This is a genomic window from Polymorphospora sp. NPDC051019 (assembly GCF_040683055.1).
Lineage (GTDB): Bacteria > Actinomycetota > Actinomycetes > Mycobacteriales > Micromonosporaceae > Polymorphospora > Polymorphospora lycopeni.
Map to the genome: position 1 here is coordinate 110,557 of NZ_JBFBCH010000014.1, position 20,932 is coordinate 131,488.

Annotated in this window: 16 protein-coding genes, 3 pseudogenes and 1 riboswitch; of the genes and pseudogenes, 14 read left to right on the top strand and 5 right to left on the bottom strand. The window is 73.7% G+C overall.

All coding sequences use genetic code 11. The features are described 5' to 3' along the window. Positions 1-83 precede the first annotated feature (83 nt). From AB0M79_RS23445 to AB0M79_RS23460, 4 genes are read left to right on the top strand one after another with little or no spacing between them, the layout of a single operon-like run. On the top strand, positions 84-320 hold the full coding sequence (locus AB0M79_RS23445) for a DUF559 domain-containing protein (RefSeq protein WP_364217342.1): 237 nt from the start codon (positions 84-86) through the stop codon (positions 318-320). Continuing rightward, on the top strand, positions 317-991 hold the full coding sequence (locus tag AB0M79_RS23450; protein ID WP_364217344.1) for a hypothetical protein: 675 nt from the start codon (positions 317-319) through the stop codon (positions 989-991). The genes AB0M79_RS23445 and AB0M79_RS23450 overlap by 4 nt, the downstream gene beginning before the upstream one ends. Then, positions 988-4,548 (top strand): DUF87 domain-containing protein, encoded by a 3,561-nt coding sequence (locus tag AB0M79_RS23455; RefSeq protein ID WP_364217345.1) that lies wholly within the window; start codon positions 988-990, stop codon positions 4,546-4,548. Before AB0M79_RS23450 ends, AB0M79_RS23455 begins: the two co-directional genes overlap by 4 nt. Continuing rightward, a complete protein-coding gene (locus AB0M79_RS23460) occupies positions 4,545-5,183 on the top strand; it encodes a response regulator transcription factor (RefSeq protein ID WP_364217347.1) in 639 nt (212 codons plus the stop codon). Before AB0M79_RS23455 ends, AB0M79_RS23460 begins: the two co-directional genes overlap by 4 nt. Before the next feature lie 613 nt (positions 5,184-5,796). Here AB0M79_RS23460 and AB0M79_RS23465 read toward each other — a convergent pair. The 3 genes and pseudogenes from AB0M79_RS23465 to AB0M79_RS23475 form a co-directional block, all read right to left on the bottom strand. Then, positions 5,797-7,572: a GAF domain-containing protein gene (locus AB0M79_RS23465; RefSeq protein WP_364217349.1), complete on the bottom strand. Its 1,776-nt coding sequence runs from the start codon at positions 7,570-7,572 to the stop codon at positions 5,797-5,799. 136 nt (positions 7,573-7,708) lie between these two features. Continuing rightward, on the bottom strand, positions 7,709-8,257 hold the full coding sequence (locus AB0M79_RS23470) for a hypothetical protein (RefSeq protein WP_364217502.1): 549 nt from the start codon (positions 8,255-8,257) through the stop codon (positions 7,709-7,711). A 158-nt stretch (positions 8,258-8,415) separates the two neighbouring features. Further along, positions 8,416-8,634, bottom strand: a pseudogene (locus tag AB0M79_RS23475) (helix-turn-helix domain-containing protein); the annotation flags it as partial. Between the two features lie 200 nt (positions 8,635-8,834). Here AB0M79_RS23475 and AB0M79_RS23480 point away from each other — a divergent pair. From AB0M79_RS23480 to AB0M79_RS23495, 4 genes are all read left to right on the top strand, one after another. Then, positions 8,835-9,209 (top strand): VOC family protein, encoded by a 375-nt coding sequence (locus AB0M79_RS23480; protein ID WP_357541056.1) that lies wholly within the window; start codon positions 8,835-8,837, stop codon positions 9,207-9,209. 150 nt (positions 9,210-9,359) lie between these two features. After that, positions 9,360-9,731, top strand: coding sequence for an STAS domain-containing protein (locus tag AB0M79_RS23485; protein WP_364217352.1), 372 nt, complete (start codon positions 9,360-9,362; stop codon positions 9,729-9,731). Continuing rightward, positions 9,728-10,498, top strand: a complete 771-nt coding sequence (locus tag AB0M79_RS23490; protein WP_364217354.1) for an ATP-binding protein — start codon at positions 9,728-9,730, stop codon at positions 10,496-10,498. Before AB0M79_RS23485 ends, AB0M79_RS23490 begins: the two co-directional genes overlap by 4 nt. A gap of 67 nt (positions 10,499-10,565) precedes the next feature. Next, positions 10,566-11,078: a MarR family transcriptional regulator gene (locus AB0M79_RS23495; RefSeq protein ID WP_364217356.1), complete on the top strand. Its 513-nt coding sequence runs from the start codon at positions 10,566-10,568 to the stop codon at positions 11,076-11,078. Between the two features lie 11 nt (positions 11,079-11,089). Here AB0M79_RS23495 and AB0M79_RS23500 read toward each other — a convergent pair whose 3' ends face one another. Further along, entirely contained in the window at positions 11,090-11,437 is a 348-nt protein-coding gene (locus AB0M79_RS23500; RefSeq protein ID WP_357541052.1) for an STAS domain-containing protein, read from the bottom strand. 207 nt (positions 11,438-11,644) lie between these two features. On the opposite strand from AB0M79_RS23500, the gene AB0M79_RS23505 reads away from it, so the two are divergent. Together AB0M79_RS23505 and AB0M79_RS23510 are read left to right on the top strand one after the other, a co-directional pair. Continuing rightward, the gene (locus tag AB0M79_RS23505) at positions 11,645-11,941 is read left to right on the top strand and encodes a hypothetical protein (protein WP_357541051.1); all 297 of its coding nucleotides are present in this window, start codon (positions 11,645-11,647) and stop codon (positions 11,939-11,941) included. Between the two features lie 269 nt (positions 11,942-12,210). Next, positions 12,211-13,257 carry a DUF4332 domain-containing protein gene (locus tag AB0M79_RS23510; RefSeq protein ID WP_364217358.1) on the top strand — a complete coding sequence of 349 codons (1,047 nt, stop codon included), beginning with the start codon at positions 12,211-12,213 and terminating at the stop codon, positions 13,255-13,257. A gap of 109 nt (positions 13,258-13,366) precedes the next feature. Here the strand turns inward: AB0M79_RS23510 and AB0M79_RS23515 are convergent. Next, positions 13,367-13,804: pseudogene (locus AB0M79_RS23515) on the bottom strand (zinc-binding dehydrogenase); the annotation flags it as partial. 2 nt (positions 13,805-13,806) lie between these two features. On the opposite strand from AB0M79_RS23515, the pseudogene AB0M79_RS23520 reads away from it, so the two are divergent. The 4 genes and pseudogenes from AB0M79_RS23520 to gcvP all read left to right on the top strand — a co-directional run. Beyond that, positions 13,807-14,223 (top strand): annotated as a pseudogene (locus tag AB0M79_RS23520) (response regulator transcription factor); the annotation flags it as partial. A gap of 197 nt (positions 14,224-14,420) precedes the next feature. Next, entirely contained in the window at positions 14,421-15,356 is a 936-nt protein-coding gene (locus tag AB0M79_RS23525) for a hypothetical protein (RefSeq protein ID WP_357541047.1), read from the top strand. 138 nt (positions 15,357-15,494) lie between these two features. Further along, entirely contained in the window at positions 15,495-17,828 is a 2,334-nt protein-coding gene (gene lon / locus AB0M79_RS23530; RefSeq protein WP_364217361.1) for an endopeptidase La, read from the top strand. Between the two features lie 55 nt (positions 17,829-17,883). Beyond that, positions 17,884-17,980, top strand: a riboswitch (glycine riboswitch). Between the two features lie 79 nt (positions 17,981-18,059). Then, positions 18,060-20,921, top strand: a complete 2,862-nt coding sequence (gene gcvP / locus AB0M79_RS23535; RefSeq protein WP_364217363.1) for an aminomethyl-transferring glycine dehydrogenase — start codon at positions 18,060-18,062, stop codon at positions 20,919-20,921. Positions 20,922-20,932 lie beyond the last annotated feature (11 nt).

Sequence of the window (20,932 nt, forward strand, 5' to 3'; positions counted from 1 at the left end):
CCGCCCTGTCGACGACCACCTGGGCCGCCGGCCGGACCTGGAATCCGACGTACCGGTCCCACCCGCTTGCCGCCCCCGTCCGGGTGGACCTGCTGTGGTCCGCCGAACGGTGCGTCGTCGAGATCGACGGGCCGGAACACCGATCGGCGGTGCGGTTCGCGGCCGATCGGCAGCGGGATGTGCGGCTCCAGTTGGACGGCTACGCTGTCCTCCGCTTCACCAACGCCCAGGTGCTCCACGACGTGCGTGTGGTCGCGGCGCAGATCGAGCGGTTCCTCCTCGGTCGCCGCCGGTCCATGTTGGAAGGACAACCGCGATGACCGACGAGAAGCTGTCCCTGCCGGAGAAGGCCGTCATGATCACCCTGATGGCCGAGGCGCGGGAGGTGTCCAATCCCGAGCTGAAGCAGCGGTACGGCCTCACCCTCGACGGCAGGAGCCGGACCCGGCTCAACGACCTGCGGTACGTCAGCAGCCGCCGGCACGGCCGGGCGTTCGCGCACCTGCTGGAGGAGCGTGGCTGGGCCTGGTGCGTCGGCCACCTCGGCGCCGACCTGCCACCCCGGTCCGGGTCGGCCGCCGGAGCACTCTACGCGGTCCTGGCGAACCTGCCCCGGCACCTCGACCGGGCCGGCCTGAGCCTCGCCGACGTCTTCCACCGCGCCGAGGACGTCCCGGCCCCGGCCCCGGCCGGGTCGGTGCCGGTCCCGCGCACCGCTCCGGCCGCCGGTGACACCGAGGCCCGGATCCGCGCCGCCTACGCCGATCTCGCCGACGCCCCCGGCGCCTGGGTCAGCCTGGCCCGGATCCGTGCCGGAGTCGACGACCTGCCCCGCGCCGACGTCGACCGGACCCTCGGCCGCATGTACCGGCTGCCCGACGTGCACATCGTGCCGGAGTCCAACCAGAAGAGCCTGTCCACCGCCGACCGGGCAGCGGCGGTGATCATCGGTGACCAGGACAAGCACCTCCTGGCGATCGGTACCCGATGACCGAGGAGGAACACGCCGCCCTCGCCGCGCTGCGGTTCAACTGGGCGCCCACCCCTGACGACCTGTGGCAGCCGTCCCGCTACCACGTCGAGGACCTGCACCGCGACGTCGTACGCACCGTCCTCGACGGGCTCGCCGACGCCCGGGACAGCTCCGGTTCCAGCCCGGTCGGGGTGGTCGTGCAGGGGCAGAAGGGCGCCGGCAAGACCCACCTGCTCGGCTGGGTACGCGAGAAGGCCCAGGCCCTCGACGGCTACTTCGTCCTGGTCAGTCTCCTCAACCCGGCCACCTTCTGGACCACCACGGTGCAGTCGGTGCTGGAGAGCCTGTCCCGCACCGGCGGCGGCGCCGACCGACAGGTCCGGGTCTTCCTGCGCCGGCTCGCCTCGCTGGTCGGCGTGCCCCGCACGGTACGGCGCGCCGTCGCCGGCGAGACCCCGATCACTCCGGAGCACCTCGACACGTTCATCGGCGCGCTGCGCCGCCGCGACGGCGACGTCGGCCGGGACTGCCAGCAGACCGCCCGCGCCCTGGTCCTCTACGCCGCCGAGGACTTCGCCGCCCAGGACCTCGGCCAGGCCTACCTGAACTCGGTCGAGGAAACGGTGCCCGGCGAGCGGGCCGCCTGGGGGATGCGGCGCGACCTGCCGCCGCCGGAGCGGATCGTCCAGGACATCTCCCGCCTGCTGGCGCTGACCGGCCCGACGATCATCGCGGTTGACCAGATCGACACGCTCATCGCGCAGTCACTGCGCTCCACCGCCGCCCACGGGCCGCTGGACCCCGGTGACGCCCTCGCCCTCGAGCAGGTCGCCGGCGGGCTGATGTCGCTGCGCGAGGTGACCCGCCGCACCCTGACCGTCGTCGCCTGCCTGCCCGCCTCGTGGGCGCTGATCAGGGACAACGCCACCGACACCGTACGCGACCGGTTCCGTGAGGCGATCCAGCTCAAGGGCATCCCGAGCGCCGCGGTCGGGCAGGCCCTGATCGGCAAACGGTTCGCCGCCAAGTTCGCCGAGATCGGGTTCCAGCCGCCGTACCCGACCTGGCCGGTCGACCCGGCGGCGTTCGAGGACGCCCCCGACTACACGCCCCGCCAACTGCTCATCCGGATCGACGCGCACGTCCAGGGCTGCCTGCGGGCCGGCGAGGTCACCGTCCTCGACCGGCTCGGCCCGGCGGCACCGGCCGACGCCGGCCCGACCGCCCCCGCCGGCGACCCGGCCACCGCCGGCGACCTCGCCGCGCTCGACACCCGGCTCGCCGCGCTCGTCGACGACCCGGCCGTGATTACCGAGGTCGAGCGGGCGCTCGCGCCGAAGACCGAGGACGAGACCGTACCGGCCCTGCTCGCCGCCGGCCTCACCGCGTGGATCGCCGAACAGGGCGACGCCGGCCGGGCATTCAGCCAGGACCCGCCACCGGGTACGGCCAACCCGCCGCTGCACGCGCGGCTGCGGCGCAGCCTCGACGAATCCACAGAGGACGAGGAACACTGGGCGTTCCGGGCGGTCGGCGCGAAGCACGCGACCGCCGCGCTGAACCGGATCCGGGCCGCGTCGACGATGGCCGGGCTCGACGCCGGGGTGGCCAAGCGGCGGCTGTTCCTGCTGCGCGACCACGCCTGGTCCAGCGGGCCGGCGACCACCAAGACGGTCGACGCGTTCGAGGCCGCCGGCGGCCGCACCCTGCCGATGCCCGCCGCCGACCTGCGGATCCTGGCGGCGCTGCGCCGGCTGCTCGCCGACGACCCGCCGGGGCTGCGGGCCTGGCTGGCGTCTCGCCGACCGACCGGCCGGGTGTCGCTGCTGGCCGTGGCGCTGGCCGGTGCCGTACCCGCGCCGGCCGCCGACCCGGCTCCGGCCACGGTCCGCGCGGTGGTGCCGGCGCCGGCGTCCGCCCGGCTGACCGGGTACGAAACCAGGGAGTACGCCCCCGTCGCCGGCCCTTCCCCAGGGGCGCTCGACGGCGTCGGCCCACCCGCCGACGCGCCGACCACGGTCGGCCCGGGCGGCGACGCGGACGCGGGCACGTCGGTCGACGGCGGTGTGCCGGTCGACGGCGGTGCGGCGATCCCGGTCCAGCGCGGACCGGAGCCGGCAGCGGGTGCGGGCGACGTGGGGCCGGGAGTTCCGCCGGCAGCGGGTGCGGGCGACGTGGGGCCGGGAGTTCCGCCGGCAGCGGGCGACGGCGCGACGGATCCGCGTCGGGCGGGCGGCGGTGTGCCCGTACCCGGTCCGACCCGGCGGGCGGCGCACGGTGCCGTCGCGACGGTCCTGCTCGGCCGGTCGACCGGCGGGGAGACGGCGGAGGCCGGACGGCCGGTCGGGGTGGCCCTGGAGGCGCTGCGCAAGCACACCGCGATCTTCGCCGGCTCCGGGTCGGGCAAGACGGTGCTGATCCGCCGGCTGGTCGAGGAGTGCGCGCTGCACGGCGTCTCGTCGATCGTCCTCGACCCCAACAACGACCTGGCCCGGCTCGGCGACCCGTGGCCGGAGCCGCCGGACGGGTGGGCGGCCGGCGACGCGGCGCGGGCGGCGGACTACCTGGCGGGCACCGATGTGGTCGTCTGGACGCCCCGAAGGTCCGGCGGCCGGCCGTTGAGTTTCCAGCCGCTGCCCGACTTCCGCAGCGTCGTCGACGACGGCGACGAGTTCGGCGAGGCGGTGGAGGCGGCGGTCGCGTCGATCGCGCCCCGCCTGCGACTCGACGGCCGGACCCAGAAGGCGCAGCTGGGGCAGGCGGTGCTGCGCAAGGCGGTCGAGTACTTCGGCCGCCGCGGCGGCAGCACCCTGCCCGGGCTGGTCGGGCTGCTCTCGGCGCTGCCCGACGGGGTGATCGACCTCGACAACGCCGAGAAGATCGCCGGCGAACTGGCGCAGAACCTGACCGCGGCCATGGTCAACGATCCGCTCTTCGGCGGGGAGGGGACCCCGGTCGACCCCGGCCTGCTGCTCACCCCGCCGCCCGGCAAGCGGGCCCGGGTGTCGGTGATCAGCCTCGTCGGCCTGCCCGGCGACGACCGGCGGCAGGGTTTCGTCAACCAGCTGCAGATGGCGCTGTTCGCCTGGATCAGGCGCAACCCGGCCGGTGACCGCCCGCTCGGCGGCCTCTTCGTGATGGACGAGGCCCAGACGCTGGCGCCGAGCGGGCCGATGACCGCCTGTACGCAGAGCACGCTCGCCCTGGCGTCACAGGCCCGCAAGTACGGCCTCGGCCTGGTCTTCGCCACCCAGGCCCCGAAGGGCCTGCACAACCGGATCCCCGGCAACGCCGCCACGCAGTTCTTCGGGCTGCTCAACGCGCCGGCCCAGATCGCGGCCGCGCGGGAGATGGCGCAGGCCAAGGGCAGCGACGTGTCCGACATCTCGCGGCTGCGGACCGGGCAGTTCTACGCCGCCGTCGACGGCACCGAGTTCGCGCGGATCCAGGCGCCGTTGTGTCTGAGTCACCATCCGCGCAGCCCGCTGACGGTCGAGGAGGTTCTGCGGCGGGCGCGGGACGGGACCTTCGCCCCTGTGCACGAGCCGGGGGCAGGAGGTACAAACGGGGAATGATCCGTGTGTTCCTGCTCGACGACCACGAGGTGGTCCGCCGTGGCCTGGCCGACCTGCTGCAAAGCGCCGGAGACATCGAGGTGGTCGGCGAGTCGGGGTCGGCACCGGAGGCGGCCCGCCGGATCCCGGCCCTGCGCCCCGACGTGGCGATCCTCGACGCCCGGCTGCCCGACGGCAACGGCATCGACGTGTGTCGGGACGTCCGCGCCATCGACTCGTCGATCAAGGGCCTGATCCTCACCTCGTACGAGGACGACGAGGCGCTGTTCGCCGCGATCATGGCCGGCGCCGCCGGTTACGTCCTCAAGCAGATCCGCGGCACCGACCTCGTCGACGCGGTCCGCCGGGTCGCCGCCGGCCAGTCGCTGCTCGACCCGGCCGTCACCCAGCGGGTCCTCGAACGCATCCGGGGCGGCGTCGAGGGGCCGCGCGAACTCGACTCGCTGACCGAGCAGGAACGCCGCATCCTCGAGCACGTCGCCGACGGGCTGACCAACCGGGAGATCGCGGCGAAGATGTTCCTCGCCGAGAAGACGGTCAAGAACTACGTCTCGAGCGTGCTCGCCAAGCTCGGCCTGGAACGGCGTACCCAGGCGGCGGTCCTGGCCACCCGCCTCCTCGGTCCCCGGCGCTGAGTTTCCGCCGCTGGGTCTATGGCATGGGGGTTGTGCGCGGATCAAGGAGAAGTCGTGTCGGGCCTGCCGCCCGGTCAGCGGTTCGTCCCGCTGTTCCCCGGTCGAAGCGGGTTCGTGATCGTCTGCGGCTCAGGTTCTTGGTCGACACGGGTTCGTGATCGTCTGCGGCTCAGGCGTTCCTTCGACGGCGTGTCGACCGGCTGAGCCACAAACGATCGAGGCGCCCCGGGCGCCCGGCGTCCGGGGTCCGGGTGCCACCGTCACGCCCCACAGCGAATTCGCTGTGGTTACGCCGAATTCGCTGTGGGCCGCGACAGCATCCCTGCTCCGGACCATCACCCGAATGAGTCGCCCTCGGCGGCGGTGACCGTGGGCCGGCCCAGGCGTCCGCCATGCGGCACCTTCTCGGCAGGGCGCGTCGACCGAGGACAAACCATGCCCGTTTCGCCCGCTTCCTCGCCCAACAACTCCTTGATCGACGAGCCGGGCCGGACCGGACGGGGCGGGGCGGGCGGGTCGAGGACGGGCCGGGCGGCGATGGCGGGGCGGCGAGGGGACGGGCGGCGGAAGAGAACGCCGGCCGGGCGGGGAAGTGAGTGGGGCGGGGGGCGGGTCAGGTGGGGAGAGGGATGGTCCAGTGGAGGCGGGTGCCCTGCGGGCTGGCCGCGGCGACCTCGAAGTGGCCGCCGTGGCGGCGGGCGCGTTCGCCGAGGTTGACCAGCCCGCCCCGGGCCTTGCGCGGGTCGCAGCCGATCCCGTCGTCGACGACCTCGACCGTCAGCCGGCCCGCGGCGACCCGGACCGTCACCGTGACCCGGCTGGCCCGGGCGTGCCGTACGGCGTTGGACAGCGCCTCGCCCAGCACCGCGAGCAGGTCGGGCCGGACCGCGTCCGGCACCGCGCTGTCGATCGGCCCGGCCAGTTCCAGGGCCGGCCGGAACCCGAACGACCCGGCGCTGGCCCGGACCGCCTCGGTGATCTCCGTACGCAGTTCCGCGGTAGCCGGCGTACGCAGCTCGAAGATGGCCCGGCGGATGTCGCGGATCGTCGAGTCGAGGTCGTCGACGGCGGCGTTGATCCGGCCGGCCAGTTCCGGCCGGGAACCGGCCAGCGGCATCGTGCTCTGCAGGTGCAGCCCGGTGGCGAACAGCCGCTGGATGACCACGTCGTGCAGGTCGCGGGCGATGCGTTCGCGGTCCTCGAGGACCACCAGCATCTCGCGTTCCTCCTCGGCGCGGGCGCGTTCCATGGCCAGCGCCGCCTGGCCGGCGAAGCTGGCCAGGAGCGGGGCGTCGTCGTCGGTGCGTGGCTGCCGGCCGGGCTGGTGCGCGACGACGAGTACGCCGTGCAGGGTCTCGCCGGCGGCCAGCGGCGCGATCACGGCCGGCCCCGCGCTCACCGGCTCCGGCCAGGATGCCGCCGCCGCGAGGCTGTCGACCAGCACCTGCTCGCGCCGGGTCACCGATGCCGAGAACGTGGTGTCGGAGGCCGGCAGCACCGCCCCGACCAGGCCGGTGCCCCGGCGTAGCCCGTCGTCCGTCGGCGTCGCCCGGTCGCCGGGCGCCGGCTCCGGCTCCGGCTCCGCGTCGACGACCTCGACGGTGAACCGCTCGGCCTCCTCGTCGTAGAGCAGCACCAGCACCATCTCGGCCTCGGCGACCTCCCGGGCCCGCCGCGCCACCAGCGCCAGTGCGTCGGTACGCCGTACCTCGCCGAGCAGCACCGAGGTGATCTCGGCGGCGGCGGCCAGCCAGCGTTCGCGGCGGCTGGCGACGGCGTAGAGCCGGGCGTTCTCGATCGCGACACCGGCGGCCGCGGCGAGCGCGGTCATGATCTCCTCGTCGTCGTCGGTGAACTCCCGCGAGCCCTGCTTCTCGGCGAGGTAGAGGTTGCCGAACACGGTGTCCCTGATCCGGATCGGCACGCCGAGGAAGCTGTGCATCGGCGGGTGGTTGGCCGGGAAGCCGTACGACCTGGGGTGCCGGGTGATGTCCGGCAGCCGGACCGGGCGGGGGTCGTCGATGAGCAGGCCGAGCACGCCCCGCCCGTGCGGCAGGTCGCCGATGGCGGCGTGCTCCTGCGGGCTGAGGCCGTGTGTGATGAACTCGGTGAGCCGCCGGTCGGGCCCGATGACGCCGAGGGCGCCGTAGCGGGCGCCGGCGAGTTCGCAGGCGGCGGTGACGATGCGCGACAGGGTGCTGCGCAGGTCGAGGTCGGTGCCGATGCCGACGACCGCGTCCAGCAGGGCCCGCAGCCGTTCCCGGCTGGCGACCACCTCGCCGACCCGGTCGAGCATCTCCCGCAGCAGTTCGTCGAGGCGTACCCGGGACAGCGGGGTCAAGCCCAGCGACGGCGTCTCGCGGCTCTCCGGCTCTGCGGGTGCACCCATCCCGATCATCCTATCGACCGTCGCCCGCGACGGGGTACCCGCGTGGACGGGGCCGGTCGGTGTGCCCCGACCGGCCCCGTCCACGCGGGTCCGGCGGTGGTTCCCGGCCCGGGGCGCCGGGAACCACCGCCTGCGTTCACTTCAGCCACGGCATCCGCTGGACCAGGGGCAGCCGGCCCCAGACCCGGCCGAGGCCGAGGGTGTCGCCGGCACCGTAGAGGGCGAGCCCGACCAGGACGGTGGCGTTGACGAGGTGGTCGTCGAGGAACGGGTTCGTCTCCGGGGGCAGCACCGCGGTCCACATCATCACGTAGAGCAGGGCGCCGGTGGCGGCGGCGACCCGGGTGCCGATGCCCAGGAGCAGGGCGGTGCCGATCGCGGCCAGCCCGACCATGAACAGGGTGTCGGCCCAGACGGCGCCGGCGATGCCGTTGTAGAAGCCGGTGAACGGTCCCTTCGCGGCGTTGCCGAGGAAACCGGCCGTCGGGTGGCCGCCGTTGATCCAGGCCCGCTCGGTCGGGGTGCTGAACCCGAGGCCGAACGTCTTGTCGACGAACGCCCACAGGAAGTACCAGCCCAGGGCGAGTCGGACGACGGCGAAGACGTAGCGGGTGGCTTTCTGGCGGGGGGTTTCGACGGTCCCGGTGGCCGGCTCGGTGGCGGGTCGGTTCGCCATCGCGGTCATGGTGCCCACGTCCTCTCGTACCGGCCGGTGAGGGTGGCTCCCTCGTGGCCACCTCCATTGGACGCCGGGGCCGGGTACCCGCACGAGGGCCGGCGGTCCGCGCCGACCCGGGACCTTCGACCCGTAACCACCCGGCCGTCCGGTCGCGCGGTCCGGCCTCAGCCGGTCGGGCCGGACCGGGTACGGGCGGCGAGGATCTCGGCGAGGTGCCGCCGACTCCAGTCACACATGCCGTTGACCACGTCACGCAGCCCGCGACCGGCGGCGGTGAGCCGGTAGTCGACCCGGGGCGGCACGGTCGGGTGGACCGTCCGGGCGACGATGCCGTCGCGTTCCAGGGCGCGCAGGGTCTGGGTGAGCACCTTGTGGCTGATCCCGGGCGGTGGCCTCGGCCGCCGCCCGTACCCCGGCCGGGTCCGTGCCGTCGCCGGCCGGCCCGGCCACGTCCCGCTCGGTCACCGCTCACCCCTCTCCCGTGGTTACCGGAAAGTGCGTACTTCCCGCCCGCTCCACCCGCTCCTAGCGTTCCACGGGCAGGCGCGGACGCCGCCGCGCCGCCGGACGGAAGGGCACCTCGATGGCGATTCTGAAGACGTACGCCCGGCTCTGGGTCGACGACCTGGACCGCGCGCTGCCGCTGCTGCGGGAACTGGTGGGCGCCGCGCCCGACCTGCGGTTCGCGTTCGGCGGGGTGGAACTGGCGGCCATCGGCGACTTCCTGGTCATCGCCGGGCCGCCCGAGCAGCGGGCCCGCTACGCCGACGCCAGCGCCACGGTCGTCGTGTCCGACCTCGACGAGGTGGTCGCGCTGCTGGCCGCGCACGGCGGCCGGGTGACCGTACCGGTCGCGACCAGCGAGACCGGCCGGTTCCTCTACGCCCGGCACGACGGCGGCGCGCAGGTCGAGTACGTCGAGTGGGTGCCCGAACTCGTCGCGCGGATCGTCGGCTAGCGGCGTGGCGGGCGGCCCGATGGTCATCCGGCCCGACCCGACGGATATCGTCACGTGGACGGATGCGTGCAGGCATGCACGGAGCTTGTCGGGGGTGGCTGTCGTGGGGGCGGCCGCGGGCCGACCCGTCGCGCCAAGCAGGGGAGCCGCGTGTTCAACGTCCAGGTCGACCATCCGGTCGCCGACACCTGCGTGGTGACGCTGTCCGGTGAACTCGACATGATGTTCACCGGCCGGCTACGGGAAATCGTCGACGGCGCCTGCCCGGTGCCGGATGTCCGTTGGGTGGTGGTCGACCTGCACCGGGTCAGCATGATCGACTCGAGTGCGATCAAGGAATTGGTGGAGGCGCACTACGCCGCCGCCGGACGGGGCCAGGTCCTGCTCGTCCGCAACGCCCGCGGCATGGTCGACCGGGTGCTGCGCGTCGCCGGCGTCTCCGCCGCACTCGGCATGCCGCCGCCGTCGGCCGGGACCGTCTATCCCGGACAGCCCGGACCCGCCGCCCGGGGCGAGCGGTGACCGCCGCCGCCTGCACCGTCGGCCGCGACTTCGCCACGGGCATCTCCACCATCACGGTCAACGGACAGCTCGACGAGTCCGCCCTCGTCGGCCTGATCGCGGCGGTGCGTCGCGCGATGCTGGACGCGCCGCTGGCCATCGTCGTCGACCTGGACGCCGCCCGGATCGTGCGCGCCACCGCGCTGCGTACCCTCAGCGAGGTCGTCGCGCCCGGCCGGACCTCGACCCAGCTGCTGCTGTGCGCCGAGCCGGCGAGCGCCACCGGGCGCATCGTCTACCGGATGCTGGGCCGCCTGTTCGACATCTGTCCGGCGGTGCCCGACGCGGTGGCGGTGGTGACCCGCCGGCCGAGCCCGGCCGGCCGCCGGCACCGGCTGTTGCCGGCCCACCCGTCTTCGGCGGCGGTGGCGCGCCGTACGGTGTCGGCCGCCTGCCGCGACTGGCGGTGTGACGACCTCACCGACGACGCCGTCGTCATCACCTCGGAACTTGTCAGCAACGCCATCGAGCACGCCGGTACCGAACTCGACCTGACCGTGGCGCAGGTCGGTGGGACGGTCTGGCTGGGGGTTCGCGACCGCGACCCGCGCGGGCCGCACATGCCGCCGCCCGACTCGTTCCCCGACGGCCGGGCCTGGCGCGGTCGCGGGCTCGCGATCGTCAACGTGCTGGCCCGGGACTGGGGGTTCGCCGAGGCCGACGACGGCAAGACCGTGTGGGCCGCGGTGGGTCCGGAACCGGCGAGGTGGCCGCTGCCGGCGTCGTGACGCCGGGCGGCGTGGCGGTCGTGCCGGGCGAACCGGTCAAGTGTGCCGCTATGCGAGGATTGCCCCCGTGAGCCTATCCACGGAGTCGCCGGGCTCCACGGTCAGCGGCGTCAATGTGCTGGTCGACGGCCTGTCGGCGCTGGCCCGGGTGCTGGTCGGGATGACCGCGCACACCCTGACCCGGCTGGACGTCGACATCACCCTGCCGCAGTACCGGATGCTCGTCCTGCTCGTGTCGAACGGGCCCCGCCGCACCGTCGACCTGGCGGCGGACCTCGGTGTGCACCCGTCGACCGTCACCCGTACGTCGGACCGGCTGATCCGGCGCGGCCTGGTCCGTCGCGAGCACCGCGAGCAGGACCGGCGGGTCGCCTGGGTCGGCCTGACCAGCGAGGGCTGCGCGCTGGTCGCGGCGGTGACCCGGCAGCGGGCCGGCGAGATCCGGGTCCTGGTCGAATCGGCCGGAGTCGGCGACCCTCGGTCGCTGGCGTCGGCGTTGCAGGCACTGGTGGCGGCCTCCGGCGAGGCACCGGAGGCCCAGTGGTGGGACCGCTGGGCGCGCTCGGCGATCCGCCCCTGAGAAGGGGCGGATCAGCGTACGCCGTCGGGGTCGCCGAGCGGCGAGTCGGTGGGCAGGCCGAAGAGGCCGAGCAGTCCGGTGGCCCAGATCTGCCGGCGGACGAACGGCGACAGGTTCTCCAGCACCAGCCGGGCACCGCTGACCGTGGCGGCCTTGTGGCAGGCGACGAGTTCGCCGATGCCGGTCGAGTCGATGAAGGTGACGCTGGCGAGATCCAGCACCACGGACTCGGGACGGGACCGGGCCAGGGTGGCGATCACCGTGTCGCGTACGTCGCCCACGGTGGCCAGGTCGATCTCGCCCTCGAGGATGAAACGGACCTGGGTTCCCGAATCGATCTGGCGGATCAGCAACTGCACGTCGCACCTCCCGCGCAGTGACCGATCATGGACGGGTAAGCCTGTATATATGCAATCATCCTGGACGTCACGTTACGCTACCGCAGTCGGTTCGCGCCACAGTCTCACGCCTGCCGCCCGGCCCGGCCACGTCCCACCGCAGGTGTCGGGCTTAGGCGTACGTCGAAGTGTCCGTCCGGTACACCGTAGCCGGCTTATGGTCGACGGGTGACGGTCTCACCCGACGACGCCGAACTCGGCGCGGACACCGCGGTCGACTCCGCCGTCGACGGGGACGTGGCCGCCGACGCGGACATCGACGCGGAGTCCGGTGTCGACGCCGAGCCCGGCGAGAACGTGGCGGTCGACGCCGAAATCGGCACCGACCCCGCCGGTACGGGGCTCCCGACCTCCGAGGGACCCGGGTTCGACCAGGACGGCGGGACCGGCTACGTCGTGGACGACGACCTGCCCGGCGACGACGGCAGTGGCGGCGCGTCCGGCGGCGCGGGCGACGGCACCTGACAATTGCCGGCGCGCCTCCCGGAAAAGGCCGGGCGCAATTGTGTTTCCGGACCGTGAACGATTGTGCCGCGTCATTAGGTGCCCCGCCCGTCCCGGACCGGTGTGCCGGCCGAATCAACCCGACCAGCAGCAACGGGGCACAAATGCTTGCGTGCCGTAGTTGATTCGTCACCGGACGACCGGTGTGGTTGCTTTGTCGGAAGCACTCGATGTATGCGAAGCTGCGGCGAGATTTCGCGCTTCCGGCGCATTCATCCAGGAGGTCTTCTATGGCGTGGTCGTTCGCGCATTCTCTGATACTCGGTCTGGCCCTGCTGGTCGGCGTCGCGGTCGGCTGGTTCGTGTGGGGGCGTAGCCCACGCGCCCCGGAAAACGACGTACGTGGCGCCGCCGACACCAAGGCCGCCCCGACCGGCACGCTGCCCCCTGTCGTACCGGTCCCGACCCCGCCCGTCGACCCCGCGCCGGCCACCGCCGCGCCGATCGACACCGCACCCGACGCCACGACGGCGGACCTGACGCCGGCCGCCGCCCTGCCGGCGATCACCCCGCCGGCCGTCGCGCCCGCCGAACCCGTCGCGCCCGAACCCGTCGCGGACGAGCCGGCTGGGCCGGCCGGGCGCCCGGCCACCGGGCCGACTGTCGTCGCCGACGCGGTGCCCGCCCCGGTCGAGACCGAGCCCGCCCCGGTAGCGGACCGGCCGGACGTGCTGGACCCCGAGCCGGTGGTCGAGTCGGTTCCGGCGGCGAAGTCGGAGCCCGAGCCCGAGCCGGTCCCAGTCGTGTCGGCCGAGCCGGCCCTCGAGCCCGCCCCGCCGGGGGAGCCGGCCGCCGTGGTCGACCCCGCGCCGGTCGAGGCCGTCGTGTCGGAGCCCGAGCCGGAGGCGGTCGTCGCGGCCGAGCCCGCCGCCACCGAACCGGTCGAGCCCATCGATCCCGTTCCCGCCGAGCCGGTCGCCGTGACGCAGCCGGAGCCGGTAGCGCCGGTCGCGGTGTCCGACCCGGAACCGATCGCGGATCCGATTGCCACGGTGGAGCCCGAGCCGGTGCCGGCGGCGGTCGTCGTACCCGCGCAGCCGGTCGGGACCGACCCGGTCGAGCCGGCCGACGACCTGCGCCGGATCGAGGGGATCGGACCGAAGACGGCCGCCGTCCTGACCGCTGCCGGAATCCGCACCTACCGCCAACTCGCCGACAGCGACGTGGAGACGCTGCGCGGCACGCTGAAGGCGGCCGGCGTACGGATGACGCCGAGCGTGGCCGCCTGGCCGCAGCGGGCACGGACGCTGGTCGAGGTGACCGAGCCGGTCGCCTGAACCGCGACATCGCGCCGCCGGTGGCTGGGGACACCACACCCACCGGCGGCGCACCCGGTCGAGATCCGCATCGTCACCCCGCGCCTCGCCGCTGACTGACCGGCACCGGTCACTCGGCGCAGGTGATGACCACCTTCGCCCGGGCGTGCTCCACCTCCAGGTAGCGGATCGCGGCGGGTACCTCGGCCAGCGGGTAGGTCCGATCGATGACCGGGGTGACCTGCCCGGACTCGACGAGGTCACGTAGCGTCGCCGGGTTCTTTCGGCCCGTCACCGCGGCCGGCGCGACGATCCGGTGCCGGACGAACGGCGACAGCGCCCGCGCGCGGGCGAACAGCCCCAACGGTCCGACCAGGCTGCCACCGTCGGACATCCCGCCACCGGACAGGACGAGCGTCCCGCCCGGTGCCAGCGCCCGCCGGCAGTCGGTCAGCGACCGGTTGCCGACCAGGTCCAGCACGACGTCGTACACCGGCCCGTCGCGGGTGAAGTCCTCCCTGGTGTAGTCGACGGTCCGGTCGGCGCCGATCGACCGGACCAGGTCGACCTACCACGTTCGAACTCGACGAGTACGTCGGCGAGGCGCTGCGGGCCGGGGCCGCCGGGTTCCTGGTGAAGAACACCCAGCCGGCCGAACTCATCCGGGGCGTCCGGGTGGTGGCCGCCGGCGACGGCCTGCTGTCGCCGAGCGTCACCCGGCGGGTGATCGAGCAGTTCGCGCTCCGGACCGCCACCCCGCCGACCCCGCACCGGCTCGCCGAACTCACCGACCGGGAACGGGAGGTGGTGGGGCTGGCCGGCACCGGCCTGTCCAACGACGAGATCGCCGCCCACCTGAGGATCAGCCCGGCCACGGCCAAGACCCACGTGTCCCGCGCGATGGTCAAGCTCGGCTCCCGGGACCGCGCGCAACTCGTGGTGTTGGCCTACGAGGCGGGCCTGGTCCGCCCCGGCTGGCTGTCCTGACGGCCGGGATCTCCGCCCCCGGGCGGGGCGGTGGTTCCGCCCCGGATCGGGGCCCCGATTCCAGCGACGGAGCGACAGATTGTCTTCATCGGACCGACAGATAGCCAGTAGTGGATCTACGGTCGTCGAACACTGATCGGAGCTCGTATGTACGTCCCCGCCCGGTGACGCGGGGACCGACTCCCAGGTGGGCGCCCATGAGTACCACGCAGACTGGCAAGACCTCCCTTCCTCTCCAGCTGGAGCAGCGGCCCCGTACCGGTGTGATCATCGGGTGGAGCGTGGCCGCCGGCATCCTGTTGTCGATCCTGTGGTCGTTCGAGTTCGTCGACTCGGTGATCGGCGACAACGTGGCCAACGCCCTGCTCGGCCACGACGCCAAGGAGACCGCGATCGCCGGCACCGCGGCCGGGTTGCTCTTCGCGTTCGTCTCCGGCCTCGCCGGCACCTTCACCGCCTGCAACATCGCCGTGGCCGCCTCGGTCGGGCCGATGGGCCAGGCCGGCGCGGCCCGGGGGGCTCACGACGGTCCGGTACGCGCCCTGCTGCGCCCGGTCGGCTGGCTGACGCTGGGCATGGTCGTCGTCTCGGCGGTCTACGGCTTCGTCGGGGTGCTCCTCGGTGACCGGCTGCCGCAGCTGTCCACCGAGACCGTCGGTGACATGCCGGTCCGCATCATCCAGTCGTCGGTCGTCTTCGGCCTGATCGGCCTGGCGCTGACGTACCTCGGTCTGGCCGCGCTGAAGGTCGTGCCGGACCCGTTCGCGAACCGGCCGGTGGCCCGGGTGGTGACCCTCGGCGCGTTGATCGGCGGGTTCCTGATCGGCCGGCCGTACCCGCTGTTCAACAAGCTCTTCCACTGGGCGGTCGACACCGGCAACCCGCTGTACGGCGCGGGCGCGTTCGTGCTCCAGTCGCTGGGCAACGTCGTCGTGGTGACCGCGCTGTTCGCGCTGCTGATCGCCGGCACCCGGGGCCGGTTCCTGCGCTGGCTGTCCGAGAGTCCGGTACGGACGACCGTCATCACCGCGTCGCTGCTGATCGCGCTCGGGGTCTTCACCGTCGTCTACTGGGACCTGCGGGTGCCGGCCATGTTCGGCTTCGGCTGGTTCCCGATGATGCCGTACCGCTGAGCCGCCCGGATCCGACCCCGCCGGCGGCGCACCACGTCGCCGGCGGGGTTCGGCTGTGGCCTGCGTCACTACGGGAACATAGGGCACTGTTTGTAACTTGAGTGGAGCAAGCTCAACTCAATTGATGGCAGGTGCTCGATGGCAACTCTTCCCGTACTGCCGCTGACCGACGACGTCCTGCTCCCCGGCATGGTCATCCCGGTGACCCTCGACGCGACCACCCAGGCCGCCGTCGACGCGGCCCGGGCGACCGGCGACAAACAGGTCCTGGCCGTGCCCCGCGTCGACGGTGAATACGGCCCGGTCGGCGCGGTCGCCACGATCGAGAAGGTCGGCCGGCTGCCCAGCGGCGAACCCGCCGCCGTGGTCCGCGGCCTGTCCCGGGCCCGGATCGGCTCCGGCGTGCCCGGCCCCGGCGCCGCCCTCTGGGTCGAGGCCACCCCGCTGACCGAACCGGCACCCGCCGGCAAGGCCCGCGAACTCGCCCGCGAATACAAGGCCCTGATGACCGCCGTGCTCCAGCAGCGCGGCGCCTGGCAGGTGGTCGACGCCGTCGAGCGGATGACCGACCTGTCGGAACTCGCCGACTCCGCCGGCTACGCCCCGTGGCTCACCGTCGCCCAGAAGTCCGAACTGCTCGCCGCCGGCGACGTCACCGCCCGGCTCGAACTGCTCGTCGGCTGGGTCCGCGACCACCTCGCCGAGCAGGAGGTCACCGAGCGGATCAACACCGACGTGCGCGAGGGGCTGGAGAAGTCGCAGCGCGACTTCCTGCTCCGCCAACAGCTCGCCGCGATCCGCAAGGAACTCGGCGAGGACGAACCGGACGGCTCCGCCGACTACCGGGCCCGCGTCGAGGCCGCCGACCTTCCCGAGAAGGTACGCGAGGCGGCGCTGCGCGAGGTCGGCCGGCTGGAGCGGGCCAGTGACCAGTCCCCGGAGTCGGGCTGGATCCGCACCTGGCTCGACACCGTGCTGGAGATGCCGTGGTCGGTGCGTACCGACGACAACACCGACCTGGCCGCGGCCCGCGCGGTGCTCGACGCCGACCACGCCGGACTGTCCGACGTCAAGGACCGCATCCTGGAATACCTGGCGGTGCGCAACCGGCGCGCGGAACGCAACCTCGCCGTCGTCGGCGGGCGCGGCTCCGGCGCGGTCCTGGCCCTGTCCGGCCCGCCCGGGGTCGGCAAGACCAGCCTCGGCGAGTCCGTCGCCCGGGCGCTCGGCCGCAAGTTCGTCCGGGTGTCGCTCGGCGGCGTCCGCGACGAGGCCGAGATCCGCGGCCACCGCCGCACGTACGTCGGCGCGCTGCCCGGCCGGATCGTGCGGGCGCTGCGCGAGGCCGGCTCGATGAACCCGGTCGTGCTGCTCGACGAGGTCGACAAGATCTCCGCCGGGTACGCCGGCGACCCGGCCGCCGCCCTGCTCGAGGTGCTCGACCCGGCGCAGAACCACACGTTCCGCGACCACTACCTCGAGGTCGACCTCGACCTGTCCGACGTGCTGTTCCTGGCGACCGCGAACGTCGTCGAGGCGATCCCCGGCCCGCTGCTGGACCGGATGGAACTGGTAACCCTGGACGGCTACACCGAGCAGGAGAAGGTCGCGATCGCCCGCGACCACCTGCTGCCCCGGCAGGTGGAGCGGGCCGGGCTGACCGCCGACGACGTCACCGTCGACGACGCGGCCCTGGCCCGGATCGCCGGCGAGCACACCCGGGAGGCCGGCGTACGGCAGCTCGAACGTGCCCTGGCGAAGATCCTGCGCAAGGTCGCGGTCAAGCTCGCGACCGAGCCCGGCAAGGTGGCGGTGACCACCGACGACCTCGCCGGCTACCTCGGACGGCCCCGGTTCACCCCGGAGTCGGCGGAGCGTACGGCGGTCCCCGGCGTCGCGACCGGTCTCGCGGTGACCGGCGCCGGCGGCGACGTGCTCTTCATCGAGGCGACCAGCATGGAGGGCGAACCGGGGCTGACCCTGACCGGTCAGCTCGGCGACGTGATGAAGGAGTCGGCGCACATCGCGCTGTCCTACCTGCGCTCGCACGGCCGGGAACTCGGCCTCGACCCGAACGCCCTCGCCGGCCGGCGGATCCACCTGCACGTGCCGGCCGGGGCGGTGCCCAAGGACGGCCCGAGCGCCGGCGTCACCATGGTCACCGCGCTGGCGTCACTGGCCTCCGGCCGCCCGGTACGTCCCGAGTTCGGGATGACCGGCGAGGTGACCCTGGCCGGCCGGGTGCTGCCGATCGGCGGGGTCAAGCAGAAGCTGCTGGCCGCGCACCGGGCCGGGCTGACCGAGGTGGTCATCCCGGCGCGCAACGAGCCGGACCTCGACGACGTGCCGGCCGAGGTGCGCGCGGCGCTGACCGTGCACACCCTCGCCGACGTCGCCGACGTACTCGCGCTGGCCCTGCGGCCGGCGGAGGAGGCCGGCCGGCGCGACGGCGCGGTGCTGGCCGCCGCCTGACCCGGGTCTAGATCATGCGGGTGGTGCCGGCGCTGGTAGCGTGGCCAGTGCCGGTACCACCCGCGCGGGAGAGACCACCTGGCGAAACCAGGCGGCGCCGAAGGGGCAACTCCTCCCCGGAACCTCTCAGGCAAAAGGACCACGCGGGCAGGCGCTCTGGAGTCGACGTGGATCATCCGCGCCGGTGACAGAAGGGGAGGCCGCCTCGTCGACCTCGCCCGGGAGATGCCTGTGAGTACCAGACCTTTCGCCGACCGTCACATCGGCCCCGACGCCGCCGCCGAGCGCCGGATGCTGGAAACCGTCGGCTACGACTCCGTCGACGAGCTGATGGACGCCGCGATCCCCGAGGTCATCCGCTGGCACGACCGCCTCGACCTGCCGCCGGCCGCCACCGAGGCCGAGGTGATCGCCGAACTGCGCGACCTGGCCGCCCGCAACACCGTCGCCGTCTCCATGATCGGACTCGGCTACCACGGCACCCACACCCCGGCCGTCATCCGCCGCAACGTGCTGGAGAGCCCCGCCTGGTACACCGCGTACACGCCGTACCAGCCGGAGATCAGCCAGGGCCGGCTGGAGGCCCTGCTCAACTTCCAGACCATGGTCACCGACCTGACCGGGCTGGCCACCGCCAACGCCTCCATGCTCGACGAGGGCACCGCCGCCGCCGAGGCGATGACGCTCGCCCGCCGCGCCTCGAAGAGCAAGAGCCCGGTGTACGTCGTCGACGCCGACACGCTGCCGCAGACCGTCGCCGTCATCCGGACCCGGGCCGAACCGCTCGGCATCGACGTACGCGTCGTCGACCTGGACGCCGACGAGCTGCCGGCCGAGTTCTTCGGCCTGCACCTGCAGTACCCCGGCGCGTCCGGCGCCGTCCGCGACCACGCCCCGCTCGTCGAGGCCGCCCACGCGGCCGGCGCGCTCGTCGCCGTCGCCGCCGACCTGCTCGCCCTGACCCTGCTGCGCCCGCCCGGCGAGATCGGCGCCGACATCGCCGCCGGCACCACCCAGCGGTTCGGCGTACCGATGGGCTTCGGCGGCCCGCACGCCGGCTACCTCGCCGTCCGCGCCGGCCTGGAGCGGATGCTGCCCGGCCGGCTCGTCGGGGTGTCCCGTGACGCCGCCGGCGCCCCCGCCTACCGGCTCGCGTTGCAGACCCGCGAGCAGCACATCCGCCGGGAGAAGGCGACCAGCAACATCTGCACCGCCCAGGTGCTGCTCGCCGTCATGGCCGGCATGTACGCCGTCTACCACGGGCCGGCCGGCCTGAAGGCGATCGCGGAGCGTACCCACGAGATGGCCGCCCGGCTCGCCGCCGGACTGCGCGCCGGCGGGGTGACCACCGCCCACGACGCGTTCTTCGACACCGTGACCGCGGTCGTGCCCGGCCGGGCCGCCGACGTGGTCGCCGCCGCCGCGCGGCGCGGCGTCAACCTGCGGCCGGTCGACGCCGACCGGGTCGGGATCTCCTGCGACGAGACGACCGTCGAAGCCCACCTGGCCGAGGTGTTCGCGGCCTTCGGCGTGGCCGCTCCGACCGAGCCCGCCACCCCGGCGCAGCCCACCGACGCCGCCCTGCCGGCCGCCCTGCTGCGCACCAGCGACTACCTGACCCATCCGGTCTTCTCCCGGCACCAGTCGGAGACCGCGATGCTGCGCTACCTGCGCCGGCTGTCCGATTCCGACTACGCGCTGGACCGCGGCATGATCCCGCTCGGGTCCTGCACGATGAAGCTCAACGCCACCACCGAGATGGAACCGGTGAGCTGGCCGCAGTTCGCCGACCTGCACCCGTTCGCCCCCGCCGAGCAGGCCGCCGGCTACCGCGACCTGGTCGCCTCCCTGGAGGGCTGGCTCGCCGAGGTCACCGGCTACGACGCCGTCAGCGTCCAGCCGAACGCCGGCTCGCAGGGCGAACTCGCCGGCCTGCTGGCGATCCGCGCCTACCACCTGTCGCGCGGCGACACCGGCCGCGACGTCTGCCTGATCCCGTCGTCGGCGCACGGCACCAACGCCGCCAGCGCGGTGATGGCCGGCATGCGGGTCGTCGTGGTCGCCTGCGACGCCGACGGCAACGTCGACCTGGTCGACCTCGACCGCCGCATCGAGCAGCACCGCGACACCCTCGCCGCCATCATGGTCACCTACCCGTCGACGCACGGGGTGTACGAGACCGGCATCGCGTCGCTGTGCGCCAAGGTGCACGACGCCGGCGGCCAGGTGTACGTCGACGGCGCCAACCTCAACGCCCTGCTCGGATACGCCAAGCCGGGGCGGTTCGGCGCCGACGTGTCGCACCTCAACCTGCACAAGACGTTCTGCATCCCGCACGGCGGCGGTGGGCCGGGCGTCGGGCCGGTCGCCGTACGCGCGCACCTGGCCCCGTTCCTGCCCGGTGACCCGCTGGCGGCGGCCGGCGAGGGGGAGTCCGGCGGTGCGGCGGCCCGGCCGGCGATCTCGGCGGCCCGGAACGGCTCGGCCGGCATCCTGCCGATCCCGTGGGCCTACCTGCGGATGATGGGTCCGGACGGGCTGGCCCGGGCGACCGGGGTGGCGGTCCTGGCGGCGAACTACGTCGCGGCCCGGCTGCGCGCCCACTTCCCGGTGCTGTACGCCGGCAACAAGGGGCTCGTGGCCCACGAGTGCATCCTCGACCTGCGGCCGTTGACGAAGGCGACCGGGGTCAGCGTCGACGACGTCGCGAAGCGGCTGATCGACTACGGCTTCCACGCCCCGACCATGTCGTTCCCGGTCGCCGGGACGCTGATGGTGGAGCCGACCGAGAGTGAGGACCTGGCCGAGCTGGACCGGTTCTGCGACGCGATGATCGCCATCCGGGCCGAGATCGACAAGGTCGGTTCGGGGGAGTGGCCGAAGGGGGACAACCCGCTGTCCAACGCCCCGCACACGGCGACGATGGTGACCGGCGACGAGTGGCCCTACGCCTATCCGCGCTCGGTGGCGGCCTTCCCGGCCGGGGTGGACCCGGCGGCCAAGTACTGGCCGCCGGTGCGCCGGATCGACGGCGCGTTCGGTGACCGCAACCTGGTCTGTGCCTGCCCGCCGCCGGAGGCGTTCGGGCAGTGACCGCTGGTCAC

Excerpts from the sequence above, each read along its gene's own strand:
- AB0M79_RS23450 (WP_364217344.1), top strand. The coding sequence starts at position 317 with ATGACCGACGAGAAGCTGTCCCTGCCGGAGAAGGCCGTCATGATCACC.
- AB0M79_RS23455 (WP_364217345.1), top strand. The coding sequence starts at position 988 with ATGACCGAGGAGGAACACGCCGCCCTCGCCGCGCTGCGGTTCAACTGG.
- AB0M79_RS23460 (WP_364217347.1), top strand. The coding sequence starts at position 4,545 with ATGATCCGTGTGTTCCTGCTCGACGACCACGAGGTGGTCCGCCGTGGC.
- AB0M79_RS23465 (WP_364217349.1), bottom strand. The coding sequence starts at position 7,572 with ATGGGTGCACCCGCAGAGCCGGAGAGCCGCGAGACGCCGTCGCTGGGC.
- AB0M79_RS23470 (WP_364217502.1), bottom strand. The coding sequence starts at position 8,257 with ATGACCGCGATGGCGAACCGACCCGCCACCGAGCCGGCCACCGGGACC.
- AB0M79_RS23480 (WP_357541056.1), top strand. The coding sequence starts at position 8,835 with ATGGCGATTCTGAAGACGTACGCCCGGCTCTGGGTCGACGACCTGGAC.
- AB0M79_RS23510 (WP_364217358.1), top strand. The coding sequence starts at position 12,211 with ATGGCGTGGTCGTTCGCGCATTCTCTGATACTCGGTCTGGCCCTGCTG.
- AB0M79_RS23525 (WP_357541047.1), top strand. The coding sequence starts at position 14,421 with ATGAGTACCACGCAGACTGGCAAGACCTCCCTTCCTCTCCAGCTGGAG.
- lon (WP_364217361.1), top strand. The coding sequence starts at position 15,495 with ATGGCAACTCTTCCCGTACTGCCGCTGACCGACGACGTCCTGCTCCCC.